This window comes from Nocardia sp. NPDC050412, from assembly GCF_044458825.1.
Lineage (GTDB): Bacteria > Actinomycetota > Actinomycetes > Mycobacteriales > Mycobacteriaceae > Nocardia.
In genome coordinates this window covers 528705-553085 of the sequence record NZ_JBITIJ010000004.1, presented here as the reverse complement: position 1 = coordinate 553085, position 24381 = coordinate 528705, and the positions used below count along the sequence as shown (strand labels likewise).

Genomic DNA, 24381 nt, shown 5'->3' with positions numbered 1-24381 from the left:
GCGTTGGTGCCATTGGCATCATTGACGCTGATGGCGGTGCTGTTCGTACCGGCCCACTCGGCCATGATCGCCCCGGTCGAGACCGATCCGAGCAGCCCGCTGGCGAGCCGGTTCCATTTCACCGAGATGCCGATCGCGCTGCCGCCGGGGCTGCCCGAGCGCAAGATCCGGCATATCGAGCCACGGTATGAGCATGTCGTCGCCTGGATGTCCTCGGTCAACTCGGCGGCGGCGATCAACGATATCGATGGCAACGGCCGCGCCGATGATCTGTGCCTGGTCGATTCCCGATCCGACACTGTCATCGTGACGCCGACGCCGGACAGCGACACCAGCCGCTACGCACCCTTCGTGCTCGATCCGGCACCGCTGCCGACCGACGACCGGATGGCCCCGACCGGCTGTGTCCCAGGCGATTTCGACCACTCCGGCCGCATCGGTCTGATGGTGTACTACGGCGGACGCACCCCGGTCCTGTACCTGCCGCGCGCCGGTGCCAAGCACCTGGACAACAAGGCATTCCGGCCGGTGGAAATGGTGCAGCCGCCGACCACCCCGGACGGCAGCTACCAGGGCGCGCGCTGGTTCACCCTGGCCGCCTCCGTCGCCGACTTCGACGGTGACGGCAACCCGGACGTCTACCTCGGAAACTATTTCCCGGACAGCGATTTCATCGGTCCGGACGGTCAGCACAGCCTGACCCTGAACGAATCCTTCTCCAAAGCGACCAATGCCGGGACCGACCGCATCCTCACCTTCCAGCAGGGCACCGGCGGCGCCGAGCCGACCGCGGTGTACCGCGAGGTGGTCGATGCGCTCCCGGAGGGGAAGGCGAACGGCTGGACGCTGGCGTCGGCCACCCAGGACCTCACCGGCGACCAACTGCCGGAGCTGTATGTCGCCAACGATATGGGTCCGGATCGCCTATTCGTGAACAGGTCGACACCGGGTCACATCGGTTTCGGCCTCGCCGAAGGTGAGCGCGGCCCGACCGACCCGAAGTCCTTTGTGCTCGGCCATGATTCGTTCAAGGGTATGGGCGCGGACTTCGCCGATCTCGACGGTGACGGCATGCCCGATCTGTTCGTCAGCAATATCGCGCAGCGATGGGGCATCGTCGAGGCCAACCTCGCCTTCTACAACACCGCAGTCGATCCGAAACAAGCTGCGGCGCAACTGGAGTCGGGCATCGCACCGTTCAAGAACCAGGCCGTGGAAAAGGGTATCGCCTGGGACGGCTGGTGCTGGGACACCAAGGTCGCCGATTTCGACAACAGCGGCCGACCGCAGATCGTGCAGTCCAACGGCATGTTCAAGGGTTCGAGCACCCGGTGGCCGCAGGTGCAGGAAATGGCCACGATGAACGACGATTTCAGCAAGTACCCGTGGGCCTGGCCGAAGTTCACCGAGGAATCCGACCTGGCGGGCAATAACCGCATCGGTTTCTTCGCCCAGGACGACAACGGCAAGTTCACCAATATCTCGCCCGCCCTCGACACCTTCGCGGCGACACCCACCCGCGGCATCGCGGTCGGAGACTCGACCGGTACCGGTAACCTCAGCTTCGCGGTCGCCAGGCAGTGGGAAGCGCCGGTCTTCTACCGCAATGACGCACCGCATCCCGGGCAGTACCTCGGCCTGCGGCTGCTCACTCCGCCGACCACCGCTGCCTCCGGCGAGACGACGGTCGCGGGCAAGCCCGTGCTCGGGTCTCCGGCCCTCGGCGCCGAAGTCACGGTGACGATGCCGGACGGCAAAACCCATGTGGCACAGGTCGACGGCGGCAGCGGGCACGCGGGTAAGCGGTCCACCGATATCCACGTCGGACTCGGCGATATCGCTCCCACTACCGCAGTGTCGGTACAACTCGCGTGGCGCGATAACCACGGCGCCGTGCGCACCCAGCAGCTGCAGCTGCAACCGGGGCAACACACCCTCGTTCTCGACTCCGATGCCCGGGAGGTGCACCAGTGAGTGTTCAAGGAAACGGTACACATTCGAACGGAACAGCCGTCATCGAAAACACCAACGGCTCCGCGCCCGAGCCCCCGCCGTCACCGGCGCAGGCCTGGCGGCGAAAGTGGTTGGGCGTCAATATCGAAGGGCGTGACCCGCGCTATCTCGCGCTGCGCAACTTCGCGGCCTCGCTGACGATCTTCAATATTCTGGGATTCCTGTGGCTCGGATTCGAGCAGCCGTGGCTGTGGCCGTTCCTCAGCGCGGGCACCGCGTACGCGGTGGAGATGATCCTGGAAACGCTGGCGGCATGGGCCTATCGCCGCCCGGCGGGCTACCGGGGCAACGGACTTCGCGGTCTGATCGTCTTCCTGCTGCCCGCGCACATCACCGGTGTGGCCTTCAATTTCCTGATGTACGCGGCGGACCAATTCCTGCCGATCATGTTCGGCATCACGGTCGCGGTCGGCACGAAATGGGTGCTGCGGGCCAAGGTCAACGGCAAGGTCAAGCACTTCATGAACCCGTCGAACTTCGGGATCGTGGTCGCGCTGCTGGTCTTCCCGACGATCGCCGTTGTCGGTCCGTATCACTTCGTCGAGAACGTCTCGGGTCCGGCCGACGCGCTGATCGTGCTCGCTCTGCTCGGCGCGGGCACCATGCTCAACGCCAAGCTGACCAAGAAGACACCAATGATCATGGCCTGGCTCGGTGCGTATGTGCTGCAGGCGGTGGTGCGCGGTCTGCTGGACCACAACATCTCGATCATCGCGGCGCTGCTGCCGATGACCGGTATCGCCTTCGTGCTCTACACCAACTACATGATCACCGACCCGGCGACGACACCGTTCGCCAAGCGCGATCAGATCATCTTCGGTGCCTCGGTCGGCCTGATGTACGGCGTGCTGATGGCCCTGCACGTCTCGTTCGGCTTGTTCTTCGCCCTGGTGATCGTCTGCGCGAGTCGCGGACTGTTCTGGTGGAGCCGGAATATTCGGGAGTGGCTGGCCAAGCGCGCGAGCGTCGTGGTGGTGGACGTCCAGGAGGCGGAACCGAAGCCGGATGAACTGGCGGCGGTTGGGTCGGGTGAGTCGGCGGCAGGTGAGTCGGAAGTACCGGTGACAGCTGAGTCGGGTGAACTGGCGGCGGTTGGGTCGGGTGAGTCGGCGGCTGAGTCGGAAGTACCGGTGACAGCGGAGTCGGGTGAACTGGCGGCGGTTGAGTTGGGTGAACTGGCGGCGGTTGAGTTGGGTGAGCCGGCGACGGTCGAGTTGGGTGAGCCGGTGGCGGCTGAGTCGGATGAACCGACGGCAGGTGAATCGGAAGTACCGGTGACAGCTGAGTCGGGTGAGCCGGCGACGGTTGAGTCGGGTGAGCCGGCGACGGTTGAGTCGGGTGAGCTGGTGGCGGCTGAGTCGGAAGTACCGGTGACAGCTGAGTCGGGTGAGCCGGTGACAGCTGAGTCGGGTGAGCTGGTGGTGGCTGAGTCGGATGAACCGGCGGCTGTTGCCCCGGAGAAAGAACCGGCTCGGTCCTGACAACCCGGAACCAACACCACCGCAACAGAATCGAGGTCATATGCCATCACTGATCGGACCACTTCGCTCCACCCTGCTCGGCACCGATATCGAGCAGGAACCACTGAAACGGCCCGGCTTTGCGACGCCGAGTCCGGCGACCGCCGCCGAACTGGAGCGGGTCGCCACCCACCTGTCCACCAGCATCCACGTCGCCGTATGTAGTAAGAACAACGCGGAGTTGATCGAGCAGATCCAACAGCTGCCCGAGCAGTACCAGGGCTTCGCATTCGAAGGCGCCGCAACGGGTCTGGCCGCCGTCGATTCGATCACCCCGTTCAGCCATCGCGCCGCGGACCTGTTCACCGGCCCCGCGGCCAAGCACGACCTGACCATGTATGTCGGCGTTGGTCTGGCGATGGGCAAGATTCCGAAACCGATTTGGAAGAAGGTCTTTCCGAAGCATCCGGTGTACCGCTGGCTCGCGATCGACGGATACGGCTTCTACAACGCCTTCTTCCGCACCGAGAAATACATCAACCGCCAGCACGTCGACGAGCGGTATCCGTCCTGGATGGGAGATACCGCACCGTTGAAACGGGCTTCTGATCAGGGCATCGGACGCGCACTCTGGTTCATCAGCGGCGGATCGGTCGACGGCGTCGCATCGCGGATCGCGGAGTTCGACCCGAGCAGGCATGCCGACCTGTGGAACGGCATCGGCATCGCGACCACCTTCGCAGGTGGTGTGGAAGTCGCCGACCTGGAAGCTATCCGGTCCCTGGTGCCGCAATTCCATCAGCAGTTGGCGGCGGGCTCGACCATGGTCGCGAAGATCCGGCAGCAGGCCGACAGTGCCACCCCGCACACCGAGGTCGCGGTGCGGACCTACACCGGTCGCACCATCGACGAGGCCGCGGCCCTGATCGATAAGGCGTTCGTCGGCATACCGGAGGACGGCACGGCCACCAGCTATCACGCCTGGCGTGACCGTCTCGGTGAGCTGGCCGTACCCGGCGGGAGTTGAAAATGACTGTGCGCTGGACGGATAAGCATGTGATCGTCACCGGCGGCTCCGACGGTATCGGGGCCGCCGTGGCCGCCGCGTTCGCCATGCGCGGCGCGCGCGTCTCGGTCATCGCTCGGCGGGAGGCGCCGCTGCGCGCCACCGCCGAGCGGATCGGAGCCGACTGGCGCAGCGCCGATGTCACCGACCGATCGGGGCTGGCGGTCGCCGTGAAAGAACTGGAGGAACGCAACGGAGCCTGTGCGGTGATCGCCTGCTGCGCGGGCCTCACCCTGCCCGGACTCTTCCTCGATGTCGACAGCGACGAGTTCGGTATCCAGAGTGATGCGAACTATCTGGGTTCGGTCAATGCCATTCGGTGTGTACTGCCCGGCATGGTCGAACGTGGCGAAGGGCATGTTCTGCTGACCAGTTCGACGGCGGCTTTCCTCGGCATCCCCGGATATTCGAGCTACGGCCCGACCAAGGCCAGCGTGCGTCAGCTCGGGCTGTGCCTGCGCTACGAGGTCGAGCCCGACGGGGTGACGGTATCGGTGCTGTACCCGGCCGACACCGACACTCCCGGACTCGCCAGGGAGAATCTGCGCAAACCGGCTGAAACCAAGGCGATTACCGGTTCGATCAAGCCGATGCCCGCCGACAAGGTCGGCGAAGCGGCGGTACGCGGGCTGGAGCGAGGCCGCCATCACATCACGGTGGATCCGCTGACCACGTTTTTCATGCGGTGGGCCAATCTCCCGGAGGATCTGTCCCGGCCGTTCTTCCGTCGCAGTATCGCCCGCGCACGTCGACATGCACAGCAGGAGCACGCCTGATGTCCACCACGGTCAGCGGCGGGGAAGCCTCGTTGCGTGCACGGTTACACCGCATTTTCACCGCGGGCCCCGGCGAAGAGGGGCGACCGCTGCCGCTGCGCACGAAGATCGACTACGCGCTGTGGCTGACCCGGCCGGAAATCGCGCCGATGTCCGGTGCGGTCATGGTGGCCGATGTCCTGTTCAGTGCGCACACCGCAGCCGAGATCTGGTCAGCGCCGATGATCGTGGCCGCGGTGATGCTGGCCGCCGCCATTCAACTGTTGCACGTCGCCAATTGCCTGGCCGATCGCTGGGTGGACGTCGAATACAAATCCAAGTTCTCCCGCATCGTTCGAGATCTCGGCGTGCGATTCGTGGCCTGGCAGATCTACCTCACCACCGCCGGCATCGGTGTCGCGGGCGTCTACCTCGCGGTGGCGACCGGACATTTCGATCTGCTGCTGATCATTCCGGTCGGAACACTGTTGCTGCTCGAATATTCGCTGCCGCCATGGCATTTCAAGGCGGCCGGATTCTGGCAGATCCCCTGGACCTACATCATGACCATGGTCTTTCCGGGCGTCGTCGTGCTCCGGTTGTACGACCGGCCGATCGAAATGCCCGCGCTCATCGCCATTCTCGGCTTGGGGCTGACGACCACCGGAGTTTTCGTCGCGAACACCGCCGAGGACATTCCGGAAGACACCGAGCACGGATTCCGGACCTCGGTGGTGGCGCTGGGTCTGCGTGTCTCGCTGTTCGAGTCGATGACGCGGGTCACCGTCGGCGCCGCACTCGTGGCGGGGTCCGTCGTCGCCATGGTGGGATTCACCTGGACATTGATCGTGTATGCCGTTGGCGTGCTGATCGTTATCGGCTATCTGGGCCGGACCCAGCTCGGCACCTGGGGTAAGCCTGTGGAGGACGCTATGCCGCTCGTCCGATCGCAGGCGAAACTGTTCGTATACATGGTCGCGCTTGTTGCCTGGGCGGCCGTCGTACCCGCGGCCGCCGTGTTCTGCCAACGGTGAGCGAATCACGAGAGACCATGGAGCCACGATCGTTATGACCACCGAGATTCGCTCCGACCGTGAGGCTCTTCTCGTCGAACTGGTCGATGAGCACGGCCGAGCGATCGGAGCACGTTCCGTTGCCGAGGCACACCGCCCGCCCGGGCAGCTGCACCGCGCCTTCTCGGTACTGCTGTACGACGCGTCCGGGCGGATCTTGCTGCAGCGTCGCGCTGCGGTCAAAACTCGTTTTCCGCAACGGCTTTCGAACTCCTGCTGCGGCCATCCCGCCCCCGGCCAGGACGTGATCGCCGCCGCATCGATCCGGCTGATGGAGGAACTGAACCTGACCGTCACGGAGCTGACCGAGGCGGGCATCTACCGCTATCGGGCCGCCGACCCACGCGGCGATCAGGTGGAGCACGAATGGGACCACGTGCTGGTCGGTGTCATATCCGGCGACCTGCCGCACCCCGACCCGGCCGAGGTCTCCGAATGCATCTGGGCCGACCCCATCGACCTGCTCGAAGACATCGCGGCGGCAGCCGACTCCTACACGCCGTGGCTGCGCGGTGTCCTCGATATTGCCACGCGTGCAGCCGATTTCACTCATGCAGACAGCAAGAAGGCCTGCTACCGGGGACTCGGCTAGGGCGCACCTGAACAAGCGAGCGCAGCCGCGGAACATCCCGCACGCCGACTACGGCGCTTTCGATGCTAGGCACCGTTGATACTGGACCGGCGACGAGATCACAGCAGGCTTATGAGCCCCCACAACACACCCACCAGGACTAGGAGCAGCAGCGGGATCATTCCTCTGAGCTCTGGCCAGTTCGGACGCCAATAGCGTTGCACCACAGGCATGGTCTGCAAGCTGCGCGATAGGCGAGGGATGCGGTAGACGATGATCAATATCGTCATCAACGCAATGTCCAGGACCGCCAGCACCAAGACGAGGTTCGTCATCGGTCTCACCCTCTACACTTGGCAATGATTTGCCTTGCAGCCTAAATGGATTGGCAAGTCGCTGCCGTTCGTAGGCGAGTGGTGGGGGCAGAGACGTGAGACATGACCTATGGCCGATCGAACTCGCCATCATTGACGCCAGCGGTGAAGGCATCCCACTCGCCAGGAGTGAACACCAGTGCCGGGCCGGTCGGGTTCCTGGAGTCCCGTACGCCGACCATGCCGCTGTCCAGATGCGCCACCTCTATGCAATCCTGGCCCCCGCCACTGTGGCTACTCTTGAACCACTTGGGGCGAGGTCGATGGTCGCCAGCATTATCTGGTTCACCTCGTACGCGCCAAGCGATCGGACGGGCGAATAGCGGGGCGAGTTTGCGGGCGCCATAGCCGAGCAACGCCCACGTTCGAACTTCACGTAATAGGTCTCGGCTTGGTCGGGCATCGAGCGCCTCGCGCCGGAGGACCCCATACGCCTCACGGTACCTGTCCAGATCCGCTGGTCGCTCCAGGAAGATGCCCCTGAAACTCTCCACGTAGACGGGGCTGGGCTCCTCGGGCTTGCCCTTCCGATCCACATCGAAATCCAAGATCAGGAACGGGCCGGTCGACAGTCCAACCGGCAGCCCAGCCCGGAACGGAAGCACCCGTATGCCTACATTCGGATGACTGCTCAGGTTCGCAGGGTTCCGCAGTTGTGCCGCCATCACTTTCCGTGACCCGATGACGGTTCGTAACACCGACTCATGCAAGACAGCTGTGTACGTCGCTGGCTTGTTCCTCCGAGTGCGTCGATCAACGTCGCTGACAACGAAAACGCATGAGCGAGAACATATCTCGACACCCAGGAGAGCCCGATGTGCATCTGAGTGTATTCCTGCATGGCGCCCGATTCGACTTCGCCGCCTGCCTCACCGCGGCTGATCTTCGTACGTGAGCACCAGGCGCAGCATTACGTCGACGCCGTCACCGTCGACCTCTGCGGCACCGGCACCTACCCGAGGCTTCCATCCGAACGCCCCTACCTCGCCCCCCAATCTCGTCAATAAGAGTGTAATGATATGCCCGGATTGGGAACAAGATCAGGTGGAACTGGTGGCGGCGGCTTCTCGGGCGATGCCGCCATGGATTCCACCTGATCTTGTTCGGGGGACTACTCGAGCACCAGGAGAGGCTGAGATGACGAGCAGCGAGCTGGCCGACATCGCTATCGAAGCGATGCGATTGCAGAACGGATATGCGCTTGCGATCGACACGCGCGACTGGGATCTCTTTCGGGCGTTGTTCACCCCCGACGTTGTCGCGGAGTATCCGGGCATGCCGTTCGCGGGGATCGAGCAGTGGTTGGAGTTTTTCGTGCCCTTTCACGACGACTGCACATGGATCCAGCACGCCATGACCAATCACGTCGTGGGTGTGGACGCCGACGGTATCTGGGCGACTTGTTACGGGTTCGTCGAGTGGACGATGCGCGATCGACCGAAACTCATCAATCGCTCACGAACGCTATACCGTGACCGATTGATTCAGCAGAACGGATCGTGGGTCATCGCCCGGCGCAAGTGCGATCTTCTGATGCATCAGCCCGACGCCCCCATTCCTGATGGCATCACCTACCCCAGCTCCGTTCTCGACCTTGCCGACATCTCGTAGACCCTTAGGCGCGCAGCCGATTTCACGGCTTCCAGGTCGTGGCACCTCGCTGAAACCGCATCGGTGCCACCGGCGACTCCCGGCGCTACCCGCGGGGGTCGAGAACCATCGGTAGGGCGAGCGGCCCGCAGGTGATGAATTGCGGGCTATAGGGAATGGCGGCGGGGTCGCAGGCCAGGCGCAAGCGCGGGAACCGGTTGAACAGGGCGGACAATGCCGTACGGCCCTCCAGTCTGGCCAACGGCGCACCGAGACAGAAATGCGGTCCCCGGCCGAACGCCAGCTGGTCTCGGTGATCGTGGTCTATGTCGAAGTTATCCGCGCTCGGGTAATGACTCGGATCCCGCCCGACGCCGCCGTACCATCCCACAATGGCCCCGGCGGGAATATCGACGCCGTCGATCGTAACGTCCTGTAGCGCATACCGGTTGAACATGTTGCCCACCGGGGAGCGGAAACGCAGCATTTCTTCGACGACATCCTCCCACCGGTCCTCGGCCCGAGCCTTGGCCAGCTGCTCGGAGTGGGTACACAGTGTGACCATCGCATTGCCGAGCAGATGCACCGAGGTCTCATGTCCGGCCATGATGACCAGCCACAACATGTCGACCAGCTCCTTGTCGGTCAAACCGTTGTCGGCATTGGCCTGCAGCAGGGCAGAGGTCAGATCGTCGCCGGGACGTCGGCGCTTACTGTTCAGCAACTCGGTGAGGTAGCCGACCATGGCACCCATCGCGGCCTGAATCTCCTCGCCGGTGCTCAGATGCGACATGATCGTGGTCGCCCAGCCGCGGAATTGCCGTTGATCGGATGTCGGTACCCCGAACAGTTCGCAGATGACCCGCACGGGGAACGGCATGGTGACGTTGGCGACGAGGTCGACCTCGGCGGTGGGATCGGGAATGTCATCGATGAGTTCGGTGATGATTCGCCGGATCCGAGGTTCGAGGGTGGCGACCCGGCCCGGGGTGAACGCCTGGCCGATCGTCTTTCGCAGCCTCCGATGTTCGGCGCCGTCGAGGTTGAGCATGTGATCGATGTCGGTAAAGGCTCGCATCGGCCAATCCGCGGGAATCGTACCGTCGTGCAGCGCCGGGCAGTTTCGCGCATTCTTGCTGAACAATGTGCCGTCACCGGCGAGGATCTCACCGACTGCCTGGTAGCTCACCGCGACCCAGGCCGCGACGTTGCCAGCCAATTCGATCGGAACGACCGGACCGCGCCGGCGGATTCGCTCGAACGTCTCGAACATTGGCTCGCCAGCGGTCGGCAGCTGAATGACGGACTCGTTCATTGTGTCTCCAAGGGTGCGATCGGTCATGCGAGACCCGGCCGGTGTGTGCCCGACCAGTGTCGCGCGCGGCCGCTCATCGGACGGTGGGAACCGTGATCCGTTGCCTCGCAACGAAACTTTGACGCCACCTCGCCGAAGTTCGGGCAACCGCCATCAGCGCCCACCTGCCCTGGCCTTCGGCACCGTCATCTTCCGGCCAGGTGTCCTCGATGACGAGGCGGCCGGATTGCATTGCCTGCATGCACTTTCCTGTGCAGTGTGCTCGATATCCACACGCGCGCAGCCATTTTCACGGCTTCCAGTTCGTCGCCCGCAGCCAGGTCGCCAGATCCATCAGCTCCGGGTGCTCCGACCGCAACGCCGCGAGATCGAGCGGCTCGTCCGGCCGCTCGTTGAAATAGCCGAACATCTTGCCCACCTGCTCGTCGAATGCGCGGACCTGTTCGACCGGCACCTGGAAACTGCGCGCGGGCAATCCCGCTGTCCGGCCGAATGTTTCGGCGATCTGCGGTGGAGTCAGCCGGTCGCCTGCAATGGGGACCGTGCGGCCGAGGAAGTCCGTCGGCCGGTCGAAGGCGATGGCGGCGAAGGCGCCGATATCGTGTACCGAGATCAGTGATACCGGAATATCCGCACGCACAGCGAGATTCAGTACGAGCCCGTCCGCGTCGAGCACCGGACGGTTGAACGCGTTGAAATTGTCCATGAAGAAGACCGGACGCAATACGGTGGCCGGAAGGTCGAGTGCTTTGATGTGTGCTTCGATCGCTTCCTTTGCCGCGTAGTACTCGACACCTGAATTCTCGCCCGCACCCTTGAGCGAGCTGTATACCAAATGCTCGATGCCGGACTCGGCGGCGATCTCGGCCACCGCCTTGCCCCGCCGTTGTTCGGCCGCAATGCCCTCGGCGGTGATGTGCACGCCAGTCATCATGGTCAGCATCAGGAAGATGCCGTAGGTGCCGTCCATGGCCGCTCGCACCGACGCGGTGTCGTCCAGATCGCCTTCGATGAGGTTCGCACCGCTTTCGCGCAATGCGCTGGCTGCGGGCGAGGTCAGATCACGCACGAATGCGTGGACTTCCCAACCGCGTTCGAGCAGTTGTCCCGTGGTCGCCCGGCCCTGCTGTCCGGTCGCGCCGATGACGAGAACCGGTCCCTTGCTGCCTGTCATGCCAAACTCCTTGTGCTGGGTGATCGTTTCTCGATCTCCTGTTGCACTCGACGCTAGAGACGGGCGGTGGCGCGGTCCTGTTACCGATACTGCTACCCACAGAGGGCATGTGATGACAGATAACGACCGCGCCGAACTTGCCGCATTCCTGCGTGCGCAACGCTCCCGGCTGCGGCCGACCGATGTCGGGATGCTGCCGGATCTGGAACCGGGCCGACGGCGCACGCCCGGCCTGCGTCGTGAAGAAGTCGCCGAACTCGCCGGGGTGAGATGTCGGTTACACACTCCGAGTGTCCAACTCGGCAAACGTGCAACCCACAAGGGATCTCGATGACCGACAAGCATCGCGCCGAACTCGCCGACTTTCTCAAGGCGCACCGCTCCCGGTTGCAGCCCACCGATGTCGGTCTGCCCGGGGATCTGATCCCGGGGCGTCGGCGCACCCCGGGCCTGCGTCGCGAAGAGGTTGCTGAGTTGGCCGGGGTAAGTCTCACTTGGTACACGTGGCTCGAACAGGGCCGCAAGATCGCGGCGAGTCCGCAGGTGGTCGACGCGCTGGCCAGGGCATTGCGTCTCGATGACGGACGGCACCGCCATCTGCGCCGCCTCGCCGGTCTCGCCGATCCGGTCGCCGCGCCTCAGCCTGGAGAGGCGATATCGCGCCTACAGCGTCTGGTCGATTCGATGATGCCGAGTCCTGCGGTAATCCACGACGGGCACTTCGATTTCGTGGTCTGGAACGAGGCCTACACACGCCTGCGCCTCGACCCCGCCGAATTCGACCCGGATCACCGCAACCTGCTCTGGATGATGTTCACCCACAAGGAGAACCGCGCCGCCATGCGCAACTGGGAGCCTGCGGCCCGCGCGGTCCTCAGCCAATTCCGTGCCCTGGTCGGCCGCCGCCCCGACGACCCCCGCCTCACTGCCATCGTTGGCGCACTGACCGAGGCCAGCCCCGAATTCCGCACCTGGTGGTCGGAATACCCGGTCCAAGACTTCCGCGCCGCCACCATCGGCATCGACCACCCCGAAGCGGGCCCGGTGAACTTCGAACTATTCCAACTCCGCCTCGCAGAAAACCCGGATCTCCTTCTGGTACTACAACTCCCAGCCGCCGATACCGATCACACCACCATCGCCACCCACCTCACCTGACCCGCGGCTGCGCCCTCCCCAGCCGAATCCCACTGAAGCCGAGTGAGCTTGCGGTCACCGCATCCCGGAACGCACACAGGTTGGCCAGCATCCGGAGTTGAATTCCCGCCTGCGCGTGCAGCGCTAGAAGGTTGCCGACCTGTTCGGGCGGTCCGAGCGGATCTGACCCGGGTCGGGGTATACCTCAGTCGCCCTCAGCGGCGTCGTCCTCGTCTGGCCAGCTGTCCTCGATGATCAGGCGGCCGGATTGCATTGCCTGCGTGTACTGTTCGGCGACTACGGCGGTGGGGTAGGTGGGCCAGTAGGAGATGGCGCCGGTGGGTTTGTCGATGACGCAGACCGAACCGCCGATGGCCGGGGGGAGTGGGGGTTTGTGTGGGTCGATGCCCGGTGGTGGCGGGAAGATGGCGACGACGGTGAAGCCCACCTCGAATTCGGTGAGCAGGTTGCTGATGCCGTCCTCGGTGGGCAGGTAGTGGTCGGCGAGGCGTTGTGCCTCGGGGAGATCCACCGGGAAGTTCGCCTCGGTGGGGTAGGCGTGGATATCCATGCCTGAGAATTTACGGCCAAGGCGAACGGGTGGTCATTCGAAGTGGACGGTGGCGATCATCCGGCGGGCCAGGGTTTCCGGATCGGAGCTATCCGCCGCATCCTGTAGTGCCCCGTCGCGCCATAGTGCCGCGAAGCCGTGGACCAGCGACCAGGCGGCGAGGCGGATGGCTTGTTGCTGCTCGACGGTGTTGTCGGGTTGCATGAGCGAGACCCCGGAACGCAGCGCCGCACCTGCCGCGGTGCGGGCGGCGACCAGGCGCTCGTCGTCGGCGTGCAGGAGCTCGCGTCGGAACATCACATCGAAATGGCCCGGATGTTCGCGGGCGAAGCGGGTGTAGGCGACCGCGACCTCGCGAAAGTCCGGTCCGGCCGCGGTCAGCTGTTCGGCGAGCAGATCGAAACCTTCGATGGCGAGCGCGGTCAGTAGTCCGGCGCGATCACCGAAGTGGTGCGCGGGGGCCGCGTGCGAGACATCGGCGCGGCGCGCCAGCCCACGCAGGGATATCGCGTCGATGCCATCGATCGCGATCTGGTCGGCGGCCGCGGCCAGGATGGTGGCCCGCAGATCGCCGTGGTGGTAGCCGCTCTTCGCCATGTCTCGATGGTCGCCGAAAATCTAGTCATTGACAAGTTCCCGGCCGAAACCCTAATCTAGTCACTGTCAAGATTAGGTGTTCGACCCACAGGAGACTCTGATGGCACCGCTGGTTGTACTCATCGTCATCGCCGGACTCGCGCGGTTCATCGGCTGGCTCGGCAACCTCGGTTGGCTCGACTCCTGGCCACACGCCGCCGCACTCGGACTGGCCGCGATGTTCGCCCTCACCTCGAGCGCGCACTTCGTCGAGCCGAAGCGCGGCGCACTGATCGCCATGGTTCCGCCGCGGTTGCCCAATCCGGCGGCCTGGGTGAGCTTCACCGGCCTGCTCGAAATCGGCGGCGCGATCGGCCTTTTGATTCCGCCCATCGCCAAACTGGCGGCCGCGGGCCTGATCCTGCTGCTGATCGTGATGTTCCCGGCGAATATCCGTGCGGCACGGGCGGATATCGGCATCAAGACCATGCCGCTGCCGCTACGCACCATCGTGCAGTTCATCTTCCTCGGGGCAGGCGCGCTCGTCCTGCTCGGCTGACCTCTAAACCACCGTCGGCACATCGGATTCCGGTGTGTCGACGCTTCTTTGTGTCGGAGCCGCACGGGCTGCTGGTGTAGTGATACGCATCGTGTGTTGCGGCTTGATCGGCAGCACTGCGACATCCCTTGATAGCGACATCCCTAGATTTGGATACCGACCTGCGACAGTTGCTCGGCCTGACTCGTGCCGAGGCCAGCGGTCCGCAGCGCGATGGCGTGGGAGTTCGCAGCTGTATCCTCCGACAGGCACGAGTTCCGCGGCCGAGGAGGGTATCGATGGCATCACTGATTCCCGCGACACTCGGCTGGCTGGTCCTCGGCTACGTCGGCATCATCACGCTGGGTCGGCTGATGTTGTTGCGGGACACGATCATCGATCAGCTCATCAATAGCAACCTGCTCTGGAGCATCGCCGCCCTGCTGTGCTACCGATGCGCCCAGGCGAGTGTCACCAGTCCGGTCTACGTCCTCGCGCTGGGATGCGTGGTAATGACAACCATGCACCTGTTTGTCATAGCCCGATATATTCTCGCCGAGACCGATTCGACAGTGGTGTGGCGGCGGCTGCGTCGGTGCGGTTTCGTCGCCGCGGCGGCCACTGTCGTCATGTTGCTCGCCGGAATGATGGCACAGGACAACGGACGACCGGTCGATCTGAGCGCACACGGGCCCGCGGCGATCTTCGGGATCGCCTATGCCGCACCGCTTGCGGTCAGTATGGTCGTTTTCCTGCTCTCGGGCATCCACGAGCTGCGCTTGGGCGACCTCAGCGCCAAGATGCAGGTGGTCTGCTGGATTCTGGGCATCAGCGGCGGCTTCGTCTTGAGTAGTCAGGCACTTTCCACCGCGCAGTTGCTGACGGGGCGACCCGCCCTCGGTCCGCATTTGCCGCGTGGAGAACTCGATTTCGTGCTCTGCGTGACCCTCAACGTGACCCTGCTCGCCATCCCTTTGCTCAGCGCGCTACTCTCGCTGGCCGGTTGGGATCGCGACGCTCGAATCTGTCGCCGACTGCGGCCGCTGTGGCGCGACCTCACCGCGGCGGTCCCGGAGATCGTGCTGCCCGCCGACGCACGACACGGGGCGGATTCGGTCACCCGACTGTTCCGCATGACCGTTGAAATCCGCGATGCACTGCTGCACCTCGGCTCATACCTTCCCGCCGAGACCGCGAAACCGCAGCATCAGGTCGAATCGGACTGGGAGATAACCGATTACGCTCACCGCTTGGCACACGCCGTACGCGCCAGAAAGGCAGGCGAACTCCCCGCCACCGTCGGATCCAGCTCCCGGCTGGCCATAACCGCACACGATTTCGACGCCGAACTCCGGCATCTGCTCGGCCTGGCCCGCGTCTGGCCGAAGACGGCGGTGCGTTGAAGTTTGCATCAGGTGCCGCACACCACGCACGGCCATAGGCTGTATCCATGACCTACAAGATCGTTTCTCGGCAGTTCGACCTCGATGTGGACGGCTCACCGCTGACCGGCTATCTGGCCCGTCCGGAAGGTGACGGCACTTTTCCCGCCGTGCTGGTCGGCGCCGAGCTGTGGGGACTCACCGAGGACGCGCGCCGGATCGTCGATCGGGTCGCTGAACTCGGCTACGTGGCCTTCGTGGTGAACGTCTATCACCGCTCGGGTCCGGAAACGGCCGCGGGACTGGCCGAGACCGATGAGAACCGGACGCGTGCCTTCGGCCTGCTCGGCGAGCTGACCCGCGACGGTGTCGAGGCCGACTTCCGGGCCGCCATCGCCTACGCCCGCGAGCACGGTGGCGCCACCGATAAGACCGGTGTGCTCGGCTTCAGCCTCGGCGGCCACCTTGCTTACTTCGCGGCCACCCGACTGGAACTGGATGCCGCAGCGATCTTCTACCCGGGCTGGCTGACCACCGCGGGCACCGCCCTGAGCAGGCCGGAGCCGTTGCTGGCCGCGACCGAGAACATCGCCAAGGGGGATGTGCGGATGCTGCTCTTCTTCGCCGAACTCGATCACGTCATCGATGCCGAACAGCGCGAACAAGTCGAGGCGGCCTTGAATCAGGCCGGTGTGCGGCACGAATCGGTGGTCTTCCCGGGTGCGAAGCACGCCTTCTTCTTCCCTGGCCGGGAACCGTACGACGAAGCCGCCGCTCAGGATTCGTGGCAGCGGACCGCCGAACTGTTCGCCACCGAATTGGCCTGAGACCGAATCGAATACGACGAGAGCCCGACCGGCCCTGTCTCCCCCTCCGAAGACAGGCCCGATCGGGCTGTAATGAATATTCCTCGGAGAACTTGACAGGGCCTTAAAGGAGCCTTAATGGAGACGTGTCAGGCGGATCAGTGCCGCTTGGCACCGAGTTGGGCCAGGAACTCGGCATTGGTCGGAGCCTGACGCAGACCCTCCAGCAGCAGGTCGATGCTCTGCTGACCGTCCACTGCGGCGAGGGTGCGCCGCAACAGGTGCGTCGCCGCCAATTCATCCGGGGTGAGCAGCAATTCGTCCTTGCGGGTGCTGGAGCGTGCGATATCGATGGCCGGGAAGACCCGGCGGCTCGCGGTCGCGCGATCCAGTTTCACCTCGGCATTGCCGGTGCCCTTGTACTCCTCGAAGATCACGGTGTCGGCCAGCGAACCGGTCTCCACCAGCGCGGTGGCGATAATGGTGAGCGAGCCGCCGTTCTCGAAATTGCGTGCGGCGCCGAGAAATTTCTTCGGCGGCGCGAGTGCGGCTGCATCGACGCCGCCGGAGAGTACACGTCCGGAGGACGGGGCAGCGTTGTTGTAGGCGCGGGCGAGGCGAGTCAGCGAGTCGAGCAGCACGACGACATCTCGGCCCATTTCGGCCAGGCGCTTGGCATGTTCGATGGCGAGTTCGGCCAATGCGATCTGCTCACGCGGGGTTTGATCGAAGGTGGCGGCTGCGACATCGGCGGGAACCGACCTGGCCAGATCCGTAACCTCCTCGGGGCGCTCACCGACCAGTACGAGCATTAGTTCGCACTCCGGGTGGTTCTTCGCGATTCCGTGCGCGATCGCTTGCAGCACAGAGGTTTTGCCCGCCTTCGGCGGTGCGACGACGAGTGCGCGCTGACCTTTGCCGATGGGCATGACCAAGTCGGTGACCCGGGTGGTCATGGCATGCGGTTCGGTTTCCAGCCGCAACCGCTCATTGGGATAGATGGGAACGAGATTCTCGAAATTGGGCCTGGCCGGGGCCCGCTTGGGGTCCTGTCCGTTGACCGATTCGATGCGGGTCAACGGGTCGAGTTTGCCGCTGTGCGCGGGTTCGGCGATGCCGACGATGAAATCGCCACGGCGCAAACCGAATTCGCGAATGAGCCGAGGTGGCACGTGCACGTCATGCGGGCTGGGGAGGTAGCCGTCGACCCGGAGGGTGGCGGCGCGGTTGTCGGTGATATCGAGGATGCCACTGACGGATCGGAGGGGGTGCGCAGCGGTCTCGGCCGCCGTATCCCCGTCTTGTGGTACGGGAAATGCGTTGTCTTTCATGGTTTTCCTTTGCGTGGGTACGGCGAGCGGCCGTATGAGGCAGCGGCGATCGGGGTCGCTGCGGTGAAATGCCCTCTAGGCTCCGGGAACGAGGTGGACTACCATCGTGATCGGGGAATTGAGAGATCTTGTGGGGGTCCGGCGCTGATCGGCCGGGATACCAACATCCACAAGGACAAGGCCGAGGGTACATCGTCGAACGGCTGTTGCGCAACGGTTACAGCCCGACTATGGCAACCGGAACAGGCCACATTTTCGTATCGGTAGCCGACCATGCGAACGGCTCGGCGGCGTGTCTCGTATCAATCCATATCCGGCCAGACCGACGGAAGGTAGGAGCTGCAATGGCCGAGTTCGAACCGTTCTACCGGCAAGTCCAATCGCACTACGACGTCTCCGACGACTTCTACCGGCTATTCCTCGACCCGTCGATGACCTACAGTTGCGCCTACTTCGAGCGCGACGATATGACCCTCGAGCAGGCCCAACTCGCCAAGATCGATCTCGCGCTCGGCAAATTGGATCTGCGGCCCGGGATGACCCTGCTCGATATCGGATGCGGTTGGGGTGCGACGATGTTCCGTGCGGTCGAGCGCTACGGGGTGAAGGTCGTCGGTCTCACCTTGAGCCGCAATCAGTACGAGCACGTCCGCTCGCAGATCGATCGGCGCGGTGTGGCAGGCGTCGAGATTCGGCTGCAGGGCTGGGAGGAGTTCGACGGGGGAGCGGACCGGATTGTGAGCATCGGTGCGTTCGAACATTTCCGCCGCGAGCGGTATCCGGCGTTCTTCGAGTGCTGCAGCCGCATGCTCCCGCCCGACGGCCGGATGCTGCTGCATACGATCATCGGCCATACCCTCAACGACCTGCGTCGCATGAATATTCCGGTGACCCGGGAGGCCGCGCTTTTCCACATCTTCATGAAGCGCGAGATCTTCCCCGGCGGACAGCTGCCCCAGCCCGCCGAGGTCACTCGCTTGGCCGGGCAGGCCGGACTCGGCACCGAACAGATCCAGCCGCTGCGCCTGCATTACGCGCGCACGCTGGATCAGTGGGCCGACGCGCTGGTGGACCATCACGATGAGGCGGTGCGGATCGCCTCGGAGGAGGTCTATGCCAGATACCTCGAGTACCTCACCGGATGTGCCCAGTACTTCCGCAGCGGGCACCTCGATGTCATGCAGTTCACAATGGTGAAGTGAGCCTCGAGGCTCCGGCGGTGAAGTGAGCCTCGGGCTCGGCGTCAGAGTACGGCCTGGGTCTGTGTGACCTTGGCGACGAGTTTGTCTGCGTCATCGTGGATTTCGGTTTCCACCACGATGAAAGACCGGCCCGCGTGTAGCGGTCGTGCCGTCGCGGTCGCATAGCCGGAACGCACGGCCCGCAGGAAATTCGTCTTGGACTCCACCGTCGTGGTCCCCTGCTTGCCCTCCGGCAGATTCAGGAACGCACACACCGCGGCGGTCCCATCGGCAAGCGACATCAGCACCCCACCGTGCATTACCCCGCCCAGCGTGCACAGCGACTCGTCCCACGCGATCCGACTGCGCACCAATGCGACACCGTGTTCGAGCACCTCGACCCCGAGGCGCTCGGTGAACGGCATGGACTGGTGAAAGAGCTTGGTGCCCACTTCATCGATCATGGAGTCAGCTTGCCCGATCCACCCGCCGTGCGTCGATTACTCCAGAGGTAATGAGCAGTACGAGCAGCACCGTCGCGCCGCCGCAGACCAGCACCGTCCCGGGTGAGGTCCGATCCACGATCACCCCGCCGACCAGCGCACCGACACAGAAGGTCGCCTGGAACGAGGCGGTGAACAGCACCGACGCCACCTCGGGGGCATCGGGCTGCGCTACGGCGAACCAGGTCTGCAGTACCACCGGCACACCGCCGTATCCGATACCCCAGACGATGAGCAGTGCCACCGCACCGAACTCCCAGCGACCAAGCGTCGGCAGCAGTAGCATCGCGGCCGCCATCGCACTCGCCGCGAAGCCGAGCGCGAGGCGGGGACGACCGAGCAGAGTGCCGCCGAGGAAGTTCCCGGCAATGCCCGCCACACCGTAGATCAGCAGCAGCACCGTGATCGTGGCAGCGCTCACGTCGGTGACCTGCTCCAGGAACGGCGTGACGTAGGTGTAGCTGCCGAACTGCGCGATCACCACGAAAAACGTTGCGAGCAAAGCGGTTCGGACTTCCGCGCGGCCTAGACCGACGCGCAGTGTGGTCAGGCGAAGAACCTGCTCGGCGGGCAGCGCGGGCAATGCGACCGCGAGCATCACCAGCACCACCCCGGACAGCACGCCCAAAACCACGAACGCGGCCCGCCAGCCCGCGATATTCCCGACGAAGGTGCCCACGGGCACGCCGAGCACCGAGCCGAGTGGGACGGAGGAGAAAATCACCGCCGTCGCCCGGTGCACCGACTCCGCCGGCACCAATCGTCCGGCCAGTCCGGCCGCGATCGACCAGTAGCCGCCGATGGTGATCCCGATCAGTACGCGCGAAGCCAGCACCACCCAGAACTCAGGTGCGCTTGCGGCCACCGCATTGGCGATCACCAGCAATAGCGTGCAGCCGCACAGCAGCAATCGGCGATCGATCCGGGCGGCCGCGACGGTCACCATGGGCGCGGCGATCGCGGCCAGCAGTCCGGGCAGGGTCATCATCAGCCCAGCCATGCCATCGGAGATCGTGAAATCGGCTCCAATCGAGGTCAGCAGGCCGATCGGCAGAATCTCGGTGGTCACGATCGAGAAGATGCCGAGCATGACCGCGACGACGGCGAGCCACCGGATCAGCGGCGGCCGGGCGACGGTGGGGGAGGGCGCAAGGACTGTGGACATGTGCTCCAGTCCAGCAATCCCGCGCGCCGAGTTCTGGCGGGTTCCAGCCGCGAATGCCGCTGTGGTGCCAACTATTCGGCGCGAGTGCGGTGCCCGGCGTCCGTCAGGAAGTCGACGGAGCCGATCGCTGTCGCGTCGACTGGCTTCAGCTCATGCGGGCAACGACCGCGCGCGGCAGATGTGGCAGCACCACATCGATGAGTCGCCACGGCCACCCCGGCACGCAGGCGCGAATCCGCTCCCGCTCGATCGCCCGCACCATCGACGCCACGCCCTTCGCCAGTGGCGCGACCATGCGCGCGTCACCGGCCTGCGCCGCCATATCGGTGGCGATGAAACCCGGCAGCAGCGTGGTCACCGCGATCGGTGAAGTCGCGAATTCGACCGTGAGTGCCTCGCCGAGGGCGGCAAGTCCGGCCTTGCTCGCGGAGTAGGCCGCCTTCTTGCCCGGCAGGCCGCGCACCGCGCTCATCGAGGACACCAGCACCAGGTGACCCGACTTCTGAGCGCGAAAGATCTCCAGTGCCGCCTCGGTCTGGGCGAGGGCGCTCACGAAATTTGTGGTAGCCGTGGCGATATTGGCATCCGAGCGACCGGTACCGAGCCGCGCGCCCTTGCCGATACCCGCATTGACGATCACCCGATCCAGTCCGCCGAGTTCATCGCGCAGTTCCGCGAAAACCCGTTGGACGGCCGCATGGTCATCGACGTCGAGCGCGCGGACCGCGACGGTAATGCCCGGGTGCGCGGCGGTGAGTTCGTCGCGCAGGGCTTCGAGCGCATCCAGGCGTCGGGCGCACAGGGCCAAGTTCCGGCTCTTTGCGGCGAAATCCCGCGCCATGGCCGCACCGAGTCCGGCGCTCGCGCCGGTGATCAGGATCTTGCTCCGCGTCATGGTTGCGAACCATAGCGGTTACTGAACGCGAGTCAATATCCCGTGGGGTTCGACTCAGCCGCCGAATGAGCCGGTGCTCGGTGGCAGCATGTGCCAAGCGCCGCAGTTCACGGTCTTGAAGGCGACATCGGTCGGCGCGATCTCGGCGCGGACCGGACTGTTCCTGGTGAACTCGTTATTGATGATGTAGTGCTGATCGGTGTTATCGCCCTCGACCTTGCGCAGCCGCCGCCAGTCACAGCCGACGGCCGGGTCGGGAGTGCCTTGGCCCTCCCAGACGCCGGGGAAGATATCGACGCCGACCAGATAGACACCGTCCTCGGTGATGGTGTTGCGGGGCTGGGCGGCCGCGGTGCCGGTGCCCAGCAGTGTCACGGTGGACGCCATCGCCCCCGCGATCACGAGCGTGCTTGCACGCATACTGCTGTCTCCTCGAATTGCTCTGGCCGCCACTGGCGGCTGACCTGCGGAGATCCCCGTATCTCCGGGGCCAAGGTCTACCAGACTCAGTGGTCGATTTCGGGGGAATCGTCAGATTTCGGTCGGGCGTGATTCCACTTGGCCGGATTCCCGCGATATCTGTTGTATGAGTGGTATTTGTCCGGTGGTCGATGTCGTGGGCAGGCGGTCGACTTGCGGGATGGCATGTGCTGGGCTCTGTACCGACGATGGACTCGCCGCCGTGCTAGCCGCGGACCGGGCGCTCCTACATTGGCGCGCCATGCGTGGACTCGGCGATTCGGGCCTCGCCGAGCACGCGGTGCAGGAGACGCTGCTGCGAGCCTGGCGCTCATGCTCAGTGTTCGATGAACGCAAGGGCACGGTGCGCACCTGGCTGCTCGCGATCGAACGCAACGTCGTGATCGATATCGCCCGCGCCCGCGCCGCCCGGCCCGCGGATACCGGCTGGGATGAGATCACCGAACTCAGCGATGTCCGCTTCGCGAAGCCGGACTTCGCCGAGCGTCTCGTCGACGGCCTGCTCGTCGCCGATCTACTCGCCCGGCTGCCCGAATCGCAGCGCGCGGCGGTGGTGGAGGTGATCCTGCGGGACCGGGCCTATCAAGAGGTGGCCGACGACTTCGGAGTTCCGGTCGGCACGGTCAAGACCCGGGTGCACTACGCTCTGCGGTCTTTGCGCCGCTTGCCGATAGGCGCTTGAGCCCGCATCCGGTTGGCAAACCCCGTCTAACGGCGGTGTGACCCGAGTTTTGGTCGTCTGATCAGCGCTAATACGCTCGAATGCGCTGATAACATTTTGATAACGGAGCTTGCTTTGATGATGCTGGCGTTGCCAGAGTGAACCACTGGGTTTGGTGTTACTAGTGGGAAGGGAGGGGTGCTCCGTCCCGGGGCACCGACACCGCACATGAAGCCAAGCATCATCAGTACCGGTATATGCGGCGCCGTCACGGCCGCCGTGGTGGTGACGCTCTCGGGGCTGACCCCCGCCGCGATCGCCGATCCGACATCGCCGGACATGTCCGTGAAACTCGCAGGCAAGACAATATTCCTCGACCCGGGTCATCAGGGTCCCAACCACGCCGAGAACTTGGCGAAGCAAGTCGGCGACGGTCGCGGCGGCACCAAGGACTGCCAGACCACCGGCATGACCACCGTCAACGGCGTGCCCGAGCACACCGTCAACTGGAAGGTGGCCGAGCTGGTTCGGGCCGCCCTACAGGATCTGGGCGCCAAGGTGGTGCTCAGCCGTCAGGACGACTCCGGATGGGGCGGCTGCGTCGACGAACGCGCTCAGGCCGCCAATGTCTCCGGCGCCGATGTCGCGGTGAGCATCCACGCCGATGGCGCACCGGCGCAGGACCGCGGCTTCCATCTGATCGTGCCGCAGCTGCCGATCCCGGATCCGAAGGTCGATCAGGTCCAGTCCGGACTCGGTCTCGCGGCGAGCAAGGCGGTGCGCGACGCGTATATGGAGGCCGGATTCCCGGCCGCGAATTATGCGGGCGCACAGGACGGTCTGCAGACCCGTGCGGATGTAGCAGGTCCGGCAATGACCACCGTGCCAGATGTATTCATCGAGATGGGCAATGGCGCCAATGTCGAAGACGCCGCACTGCTGGAGACTCCGGAGGGGCAGGTCAAGCACGCCCTGGCCATAACGACCGGCCTGGTCGGCTTCCTGCTCGGCGCGCAGCAGCAGGCGACGACGGCACTCGGCACGATTCCGGCGCAGACCGGGTCGACCGATCGGCCGGCCTCGGCTCCGCTGTCGAATACACCGCAGGAACAGTCGGTTCCGCAGGATTCCGCCGCAGTTCCTGGTGGAGCACAGGCTGCGGCCGTCCCCGAACCCGCAACGGTGCCGAATGCCGCGGGGACGGTGCCGACCGCCCCCGCATCGTTGAATCCGCCGCAAGGGTATGCACAGGCACCGGGCTACGCAGAGCTGCCGAACTCGCCGGGCACGCAGACACCGGGGTCGGCGCAGTCCCCCAGTGCTCCGCAAGCAGGCACACCACAGTCGCAGGGGTTCGGGGTCTCGCCCAACAGCCCGCAGTCGCAGGGGTTCGGGGTCTCGCCCAACAGCCCGCAGTCGCAGGGGTTCGGGCTCTCGCCCAACACCCCGCAGTCACCCGGTTTGGGTCAAACACCCGGTTCCCAGGTCTCGCCGGGCCAGACCGCGCCGAGCACGACCGGCACCCTGCCAGCCCTCGTCGGCACGATCATGCAAATGATGCTGCCGTTGGCGAAGTCCCTCGGCATGGACAACACCGTGATTACCTCGGAGCTGATCAACCTGGCCTACACCTTGGCCAGCACCCTGCTCGGTCCAACGAAGTAACACGGCCGCCGGACTGTGGACAAGTCGCGAGTGGCCCGCATTCGTAACTACCACGGAAGCGAGTCCTACGAGCGACGTTCGCCGCCCGTCTCGCATCCG

Annotated in this window: 26 protein-coding genes and 2 pseudogenes; 15 read left to right on the top strand and 13 right to left on the bottom strand. The window is 64.7% G+C overall.

Going from position 1 to position 24381, the window contains the following annotated elements; genetic code table 11:
• Positions 1-30: 30 nt before the first annotated feature.
• Genes ACIBI6_RS13975 through idi form a run of 6 tightly spaced genes read left to right on the top strand, consistent with a single transcriptional unit; the run spans position 31 to position 6959 of the window.
• Entirely contained in the window at positions 31-1974 is a 1944-nt protein-coding gene (locus ACIBI6_RS13975; protein WP_396956352.1) for a CRTAC1 family protein, read from the top strand.
• Positions 1971-3494, top strand: coding sequence for a hypothetical protein (locus ACIBI6_RS13970; RefSeq protein WP_396956350.1), 1524 nt, complete (start codon positions 1971-1973; stop codon positions 3492-3494). The genes ACIBI6_RS13975 and ACIBI6_RS13970 overlap by 4 nt, the downstream gene beginning before the upstream one ends.
• Before the next feature lie 40 nt (positions 3495-3534).
• The gene (locus ACIBI6_RS13965) at positions 3535-4500 is read left to right on the top strand and encodes a DUF1702 family protein (RefSeq protein WP_364344803.1); all 966 of its coding nucleotides are present in this window, start codon (positions 3535-3537) and stop codon (positions 4498-4500) included.
• A 2-nt stretch (positions 4501-4502) separates the two neighbouring features.
• Positions 4503-5315, top strand: coding sequence for an SDR family oxidoreductase (locus tag ACIBI6_RS13960; RefSeq protein ID WP_364344800.1), 813 nt, complete (start codon positions 4503-4505; stop codon positions 5313-5315).
• The gene (locus ACIBI6_RS13955; protein ID WP_364344797.1) at positions 5315-6328 is read left to right on the top strand and encodes a UbiA family prenyltransferase; all 1014 of its coding nucleotides are present in this window, start codon (positions 5315-5317) and stop codon (positions 6326-6328) included. Before ACIBI6_RS13960 ends, ACIBI6_RS13955 begins: the two co-directional genes overlap by 1 nt.
• A gap of 34 nt (positions 6329-6362) precedes the next feature.
• The gene (gene idi / locus ACIBI6_RS13950; protein WP_364344794.1) at positions 6363-6959 is read left to right on the top strand and encodes an isopentenyl-diphosphate Delta-isomerase; all 597 of its coding nucleotides are present in this window, start codon (positions 6363-6365) and stop codon (positions 6957-6959) included.
• 98 nt (positions 6960-7057) lie between these two features.
• Here the strand turns inward: idi and ACIBI6_RS13945 are convergent, their stop codons facing one another.
• The 3 genes and pseudogenes from ACIBI6_RS13945 to ACIBI6_RS13935 all read right to left on the bottom strand — a co-directional run.
• Positions 7058-7273: a hypothetical protein gene (locus tag ACIBI6_RS13945; protein ID WP_327101356.1), complete on the bottom strand. Its 216-nt coding sequence runs from the start codon at positions 7271-7273 to the stop codon at positions 7058-7060.
• Between the two features lie 107 nt (positions 7274-7380).
• Positions 7381-7620: a DUF397 domain-containing protein gene (locus tag ACIBI6_RS13940; RefSeq protein WP_396956500.1), complete on the bottom strand. Its 240-nt coding sequence runs from the start codon at positions 7618-7620 to the stop codon at positions 7381-7383.
• A 75-nt stretch (positions 7621-7695) separates the two neighbouring features.
• Positions 7696-8106, bottom strand: a pseudogene (locus ACIBI6_RS13935) (DUF5753 domain-containing protein); the annotation flags it as partial.
• A 343-nt stretch (positions 8107-8449) separates the two neighbouring features.
• Here ACIBI6_RS13935 and ACIBI6_RS13930 point away from each other — a divergent pair.
• Positions 8450-8923: a nuclear transport factor 2 family protein gene (locus ACIBI6_RS13930; RefSeq protein WP_396956346.1), complete on the top strand. Its 474-nt coding sequence runs from the start codon at positions 8450-8452 to the stop codon at positions 8921-8923.
• 85 nt (positions 8924-9008) lie between these two features.
• Here ACIBI6_RS13930 and ACIBI6_RS13925 read toward each other — a convergent pair whose 3' ends face one another.
• Both ACIBI6_RS13925 and ACIBI6_RS13920 read right to left on the bottom strand, forming a co-directional pair.
• Positions 9009-10217 carry a cytochrome P450 gene (locus ACIBI6_RS13925; RefSeq protein WP_364344785.1) on the bottom strand — a complete coding sequence of 403 codons (1209 nt, stop codon included), beginning with the start codon at positions 10215-10217 and terminating at the stop codon, positions 9009-9011.
• Between the two features lie 289 nt (positions 10218-10506).
• On the bottom strand, positions 10507-11391 hold the full coding sequence (locus ACIBI6_RS13920) for an NmrA/HSCARG family protein (RefSeq protein ID WP_364344782.1): 885 nt from the start codon (positions 11389-11391) through the stop codon (positions 10507-10509).
• A gap of 112 nt (positions 11392-11503) precedes the next feature.
• Here ACIBI6_RS13920 and ACIBI6_RS13915 point away from each other — a divergent pair, with 112 nt between their 5' ends.
• Positions 11504-11725: a hypothetical protein gene (locus tag ACIBI6_RS13915; protein WP_396956343.1), complete on the top strand. Its 222-nt coding sequence runs from the start codon at positions 11504-11506 to the stop codon at positions 11723-11725.
• Positions 11722-12549 (top strand): helix-turn-helix transcriptional regulator, encoded by an 828-nt coding sequence (locus tag ACIBI6_RS13910; RefSeq protein ID WP_364344779.1) that lies wholly within the window; start codon positions 11722-11724, stop codon positions 12547-12549. The genes ACIBI6_RS13915 and ACIBI6_RS13910 overlap by 4 nt, the downstream gene beginning before the upstream one ends.
• On the opposite strand, the gene ACIBI6_RS13905 is transcribed toward ACIBI6_RS13910, so the two are convergent.
• Genes ACIBI6_RS13905 through ACIBI6_RS13895 form a run of 3 tightly spaced genes read right to left on the bottom strand, consistent with a single transcriptional unit; the run spans position 12542 to position 13696 of the window.
• Entirely contained in the window at positions 12542-12730 is a 189-nt protein-coding gene (locus ACIBI6_RS13905; protein ID WP_396956499.1) for a DUF6886 family protein, read from the bottom strand. The two genes, ACIBI6_RS13910 and ACIBI6_RS13905, sit on opposite strands and share 8 nt — an antisense overlap.
• A gap of 3 nt (positions 12731-12733) precedes the next feature.
• A complete protein-coding gene (locus ACIBI6_RS13900) occupies positions 12734-13099 on the bottom strand; it encodes a hypothetical protein (protein ID WP_396956341.1) in 366 nt (121 codons plus the stop codon).
• A 33-nt stretch (positions 13100-13132) separates the two neighbouring features.
• Positions 13133-13696 (bottom strand): TetR-like C-terminal domain-containing protein, encoded by a 564-nt coding sequence (locus ACIBI6_RS13895; RefSeq protein ID WP_364344773.1) that lies wholly within the window; start codon positions 13694-13696, stop codon positions 13133-13135.
• Positions 13697-13796: 100 nt separating this feature from the next.
• On the opposite strand from ACIBI6_RS13895, the gene ACIBI6_RS13890 reads away from it, so the two are divergent.
• From ACIBI6_RS13890 to ACIBI6_RS13880, 3 genes are all read left to right on the top strand, one after another.
• On the top strand, positions 13797-14234 hold the full coding sequence (locus ACIBI6_RS13890) for a DoxX family protein (RefSeq protein WP_364344770.1): 438 nt from the start codon (positions 13797-13799) through the stop codon (positions 14232-14234).
• Positions 14235-14512: 278 nt separating this feature from the next.
• On the top strand, positions 14513-15616 hold the full coding sequence (locus ACIBI6_RS13885; RefSeq protein ID WP_364344767.1) for an MAB_1171c family putative transporter: 1104 nt from the start codon (positions 14513-14515) through the stop codon (positions 15614-15616).
• A 47-nt stretch (positions 15617-15663) separates the two neighbouring features.
• Positions 15664-16422, top strand: coding sequence for a dienelactone hydrolase family protein (locus ACIBI6_RS13880; RefSeq protein WP_396956338.1), 759 nt, complete (start codon positions 15664-15666; stop codon positions 16420-16422).
• Between the two features lie 137 nt (positions 16423-16559).
• Here the strand turns inward: ACIBI6_RS13880 and ACIBI6_RS13875 are convergent.
• Positions 16560-17666 (bottom strand): annotated as a pseudogene (locus tag ACIBI6_RS13875) (transcription termination factor Rho, short form); the annotation flags it as partial.
• Positions 17667-18076: 410 nt separating this feature from the next.
• Here ACIBI6_RS13875 and ACIBI6_RS13870 point away from each other — a divergent pair.
• Entirely contained in the window at positions 18077-18934 is an 858-nt protein-coding gene (locus ACIBI6_RS13870; RefSeq protein WP_396956334.1) for a cyclopropane mycolic acid synthase family methyltransferase, read from the top strand.
• Between the two features lie 41 nt (positions 18935-18975).
• Here the strand turns inward: ACIBI6_RS13870 and ACIBI6_RS13865 are convergent, their stop codons facing one another.
• The 4 genes from ACIBI6_RS13865 to ACIBI6_RS13850 form a co-directional block, all read right to left on the bottom strand.
• Positions 18976-19377, bottom strand: coding sequence for a PaaI family thioesterase (locus ACIBI6_RS13865; protein ID WP_396956332.1), 402 nt, complete (start codon positions 19375-19377; stop codon positions 18976-18978).
• 4 nt (positions 19378-19381) lie between these two features.
• Positions 19382-20581, bottom strand: coding sequence for an MFS transporter (locus ACIBI6_RS13860; RefSeq protein WP_396956330.1), 1200 nt, complete (start codon positions 20579-20581; stop codon positions 19382-19384).
• A gap of 145 nt (positions 20582-20726) precedes the next feature.
• A complete protein-coding gene (locus tag ACIBI6_RS13855) occupies positions 20727-21476 on the bottom strand; it encodes an SDR family oxidoreductase (protein WP_396956328.1) in 750 nt (249 codons plus the stop codon).
• Between the two features lie 54 nt (positions 21477-21530).
• Positions 21531-21896, bottom strand: coding sequence for a hypothetical protein (locus tag ACIBI6_RS13850; protein WP_364344749.1), 366 nt, complete (start codon positions 21894-21896; stop codon positions 21531-21533).
• Positions 21897-22062: 166 nt separating this feature from the next.
• Between ACIBI6_RS13850 and ACIBI6_RS13845 the strand changes: the two genes are divergently transcribed.
• Both ACIBI6_RS13845 and ACIBI6_RS13840 read left to right on the top strand, forming a co-directional pair.
• Complete coding sequence (locus ACIBI6_RS13845) at positions 22063-22638, top strand: sigma-70 family RNA polymerase sigma factor (RefSeq protein ID WP_364344746.1); 576 nt, start codon at positions 22063-22065, stop codon at positions 22636-22638.
• Positions 22639-22845: 207 nt separating this feature from the next.
• Positions 22846-24282, top strand: coding sequence for an N-acetylmuramoyl-L-alanine amidase (locus tag ACIBI6_RS13840; RefSeq protein ID WP_396956326.1), 1437 nt, complete (start codon positions 22846-22848; stop codon positions 24280-24282).
• Positions 24283-24381 lie beyond the last annotated feature (99 nt).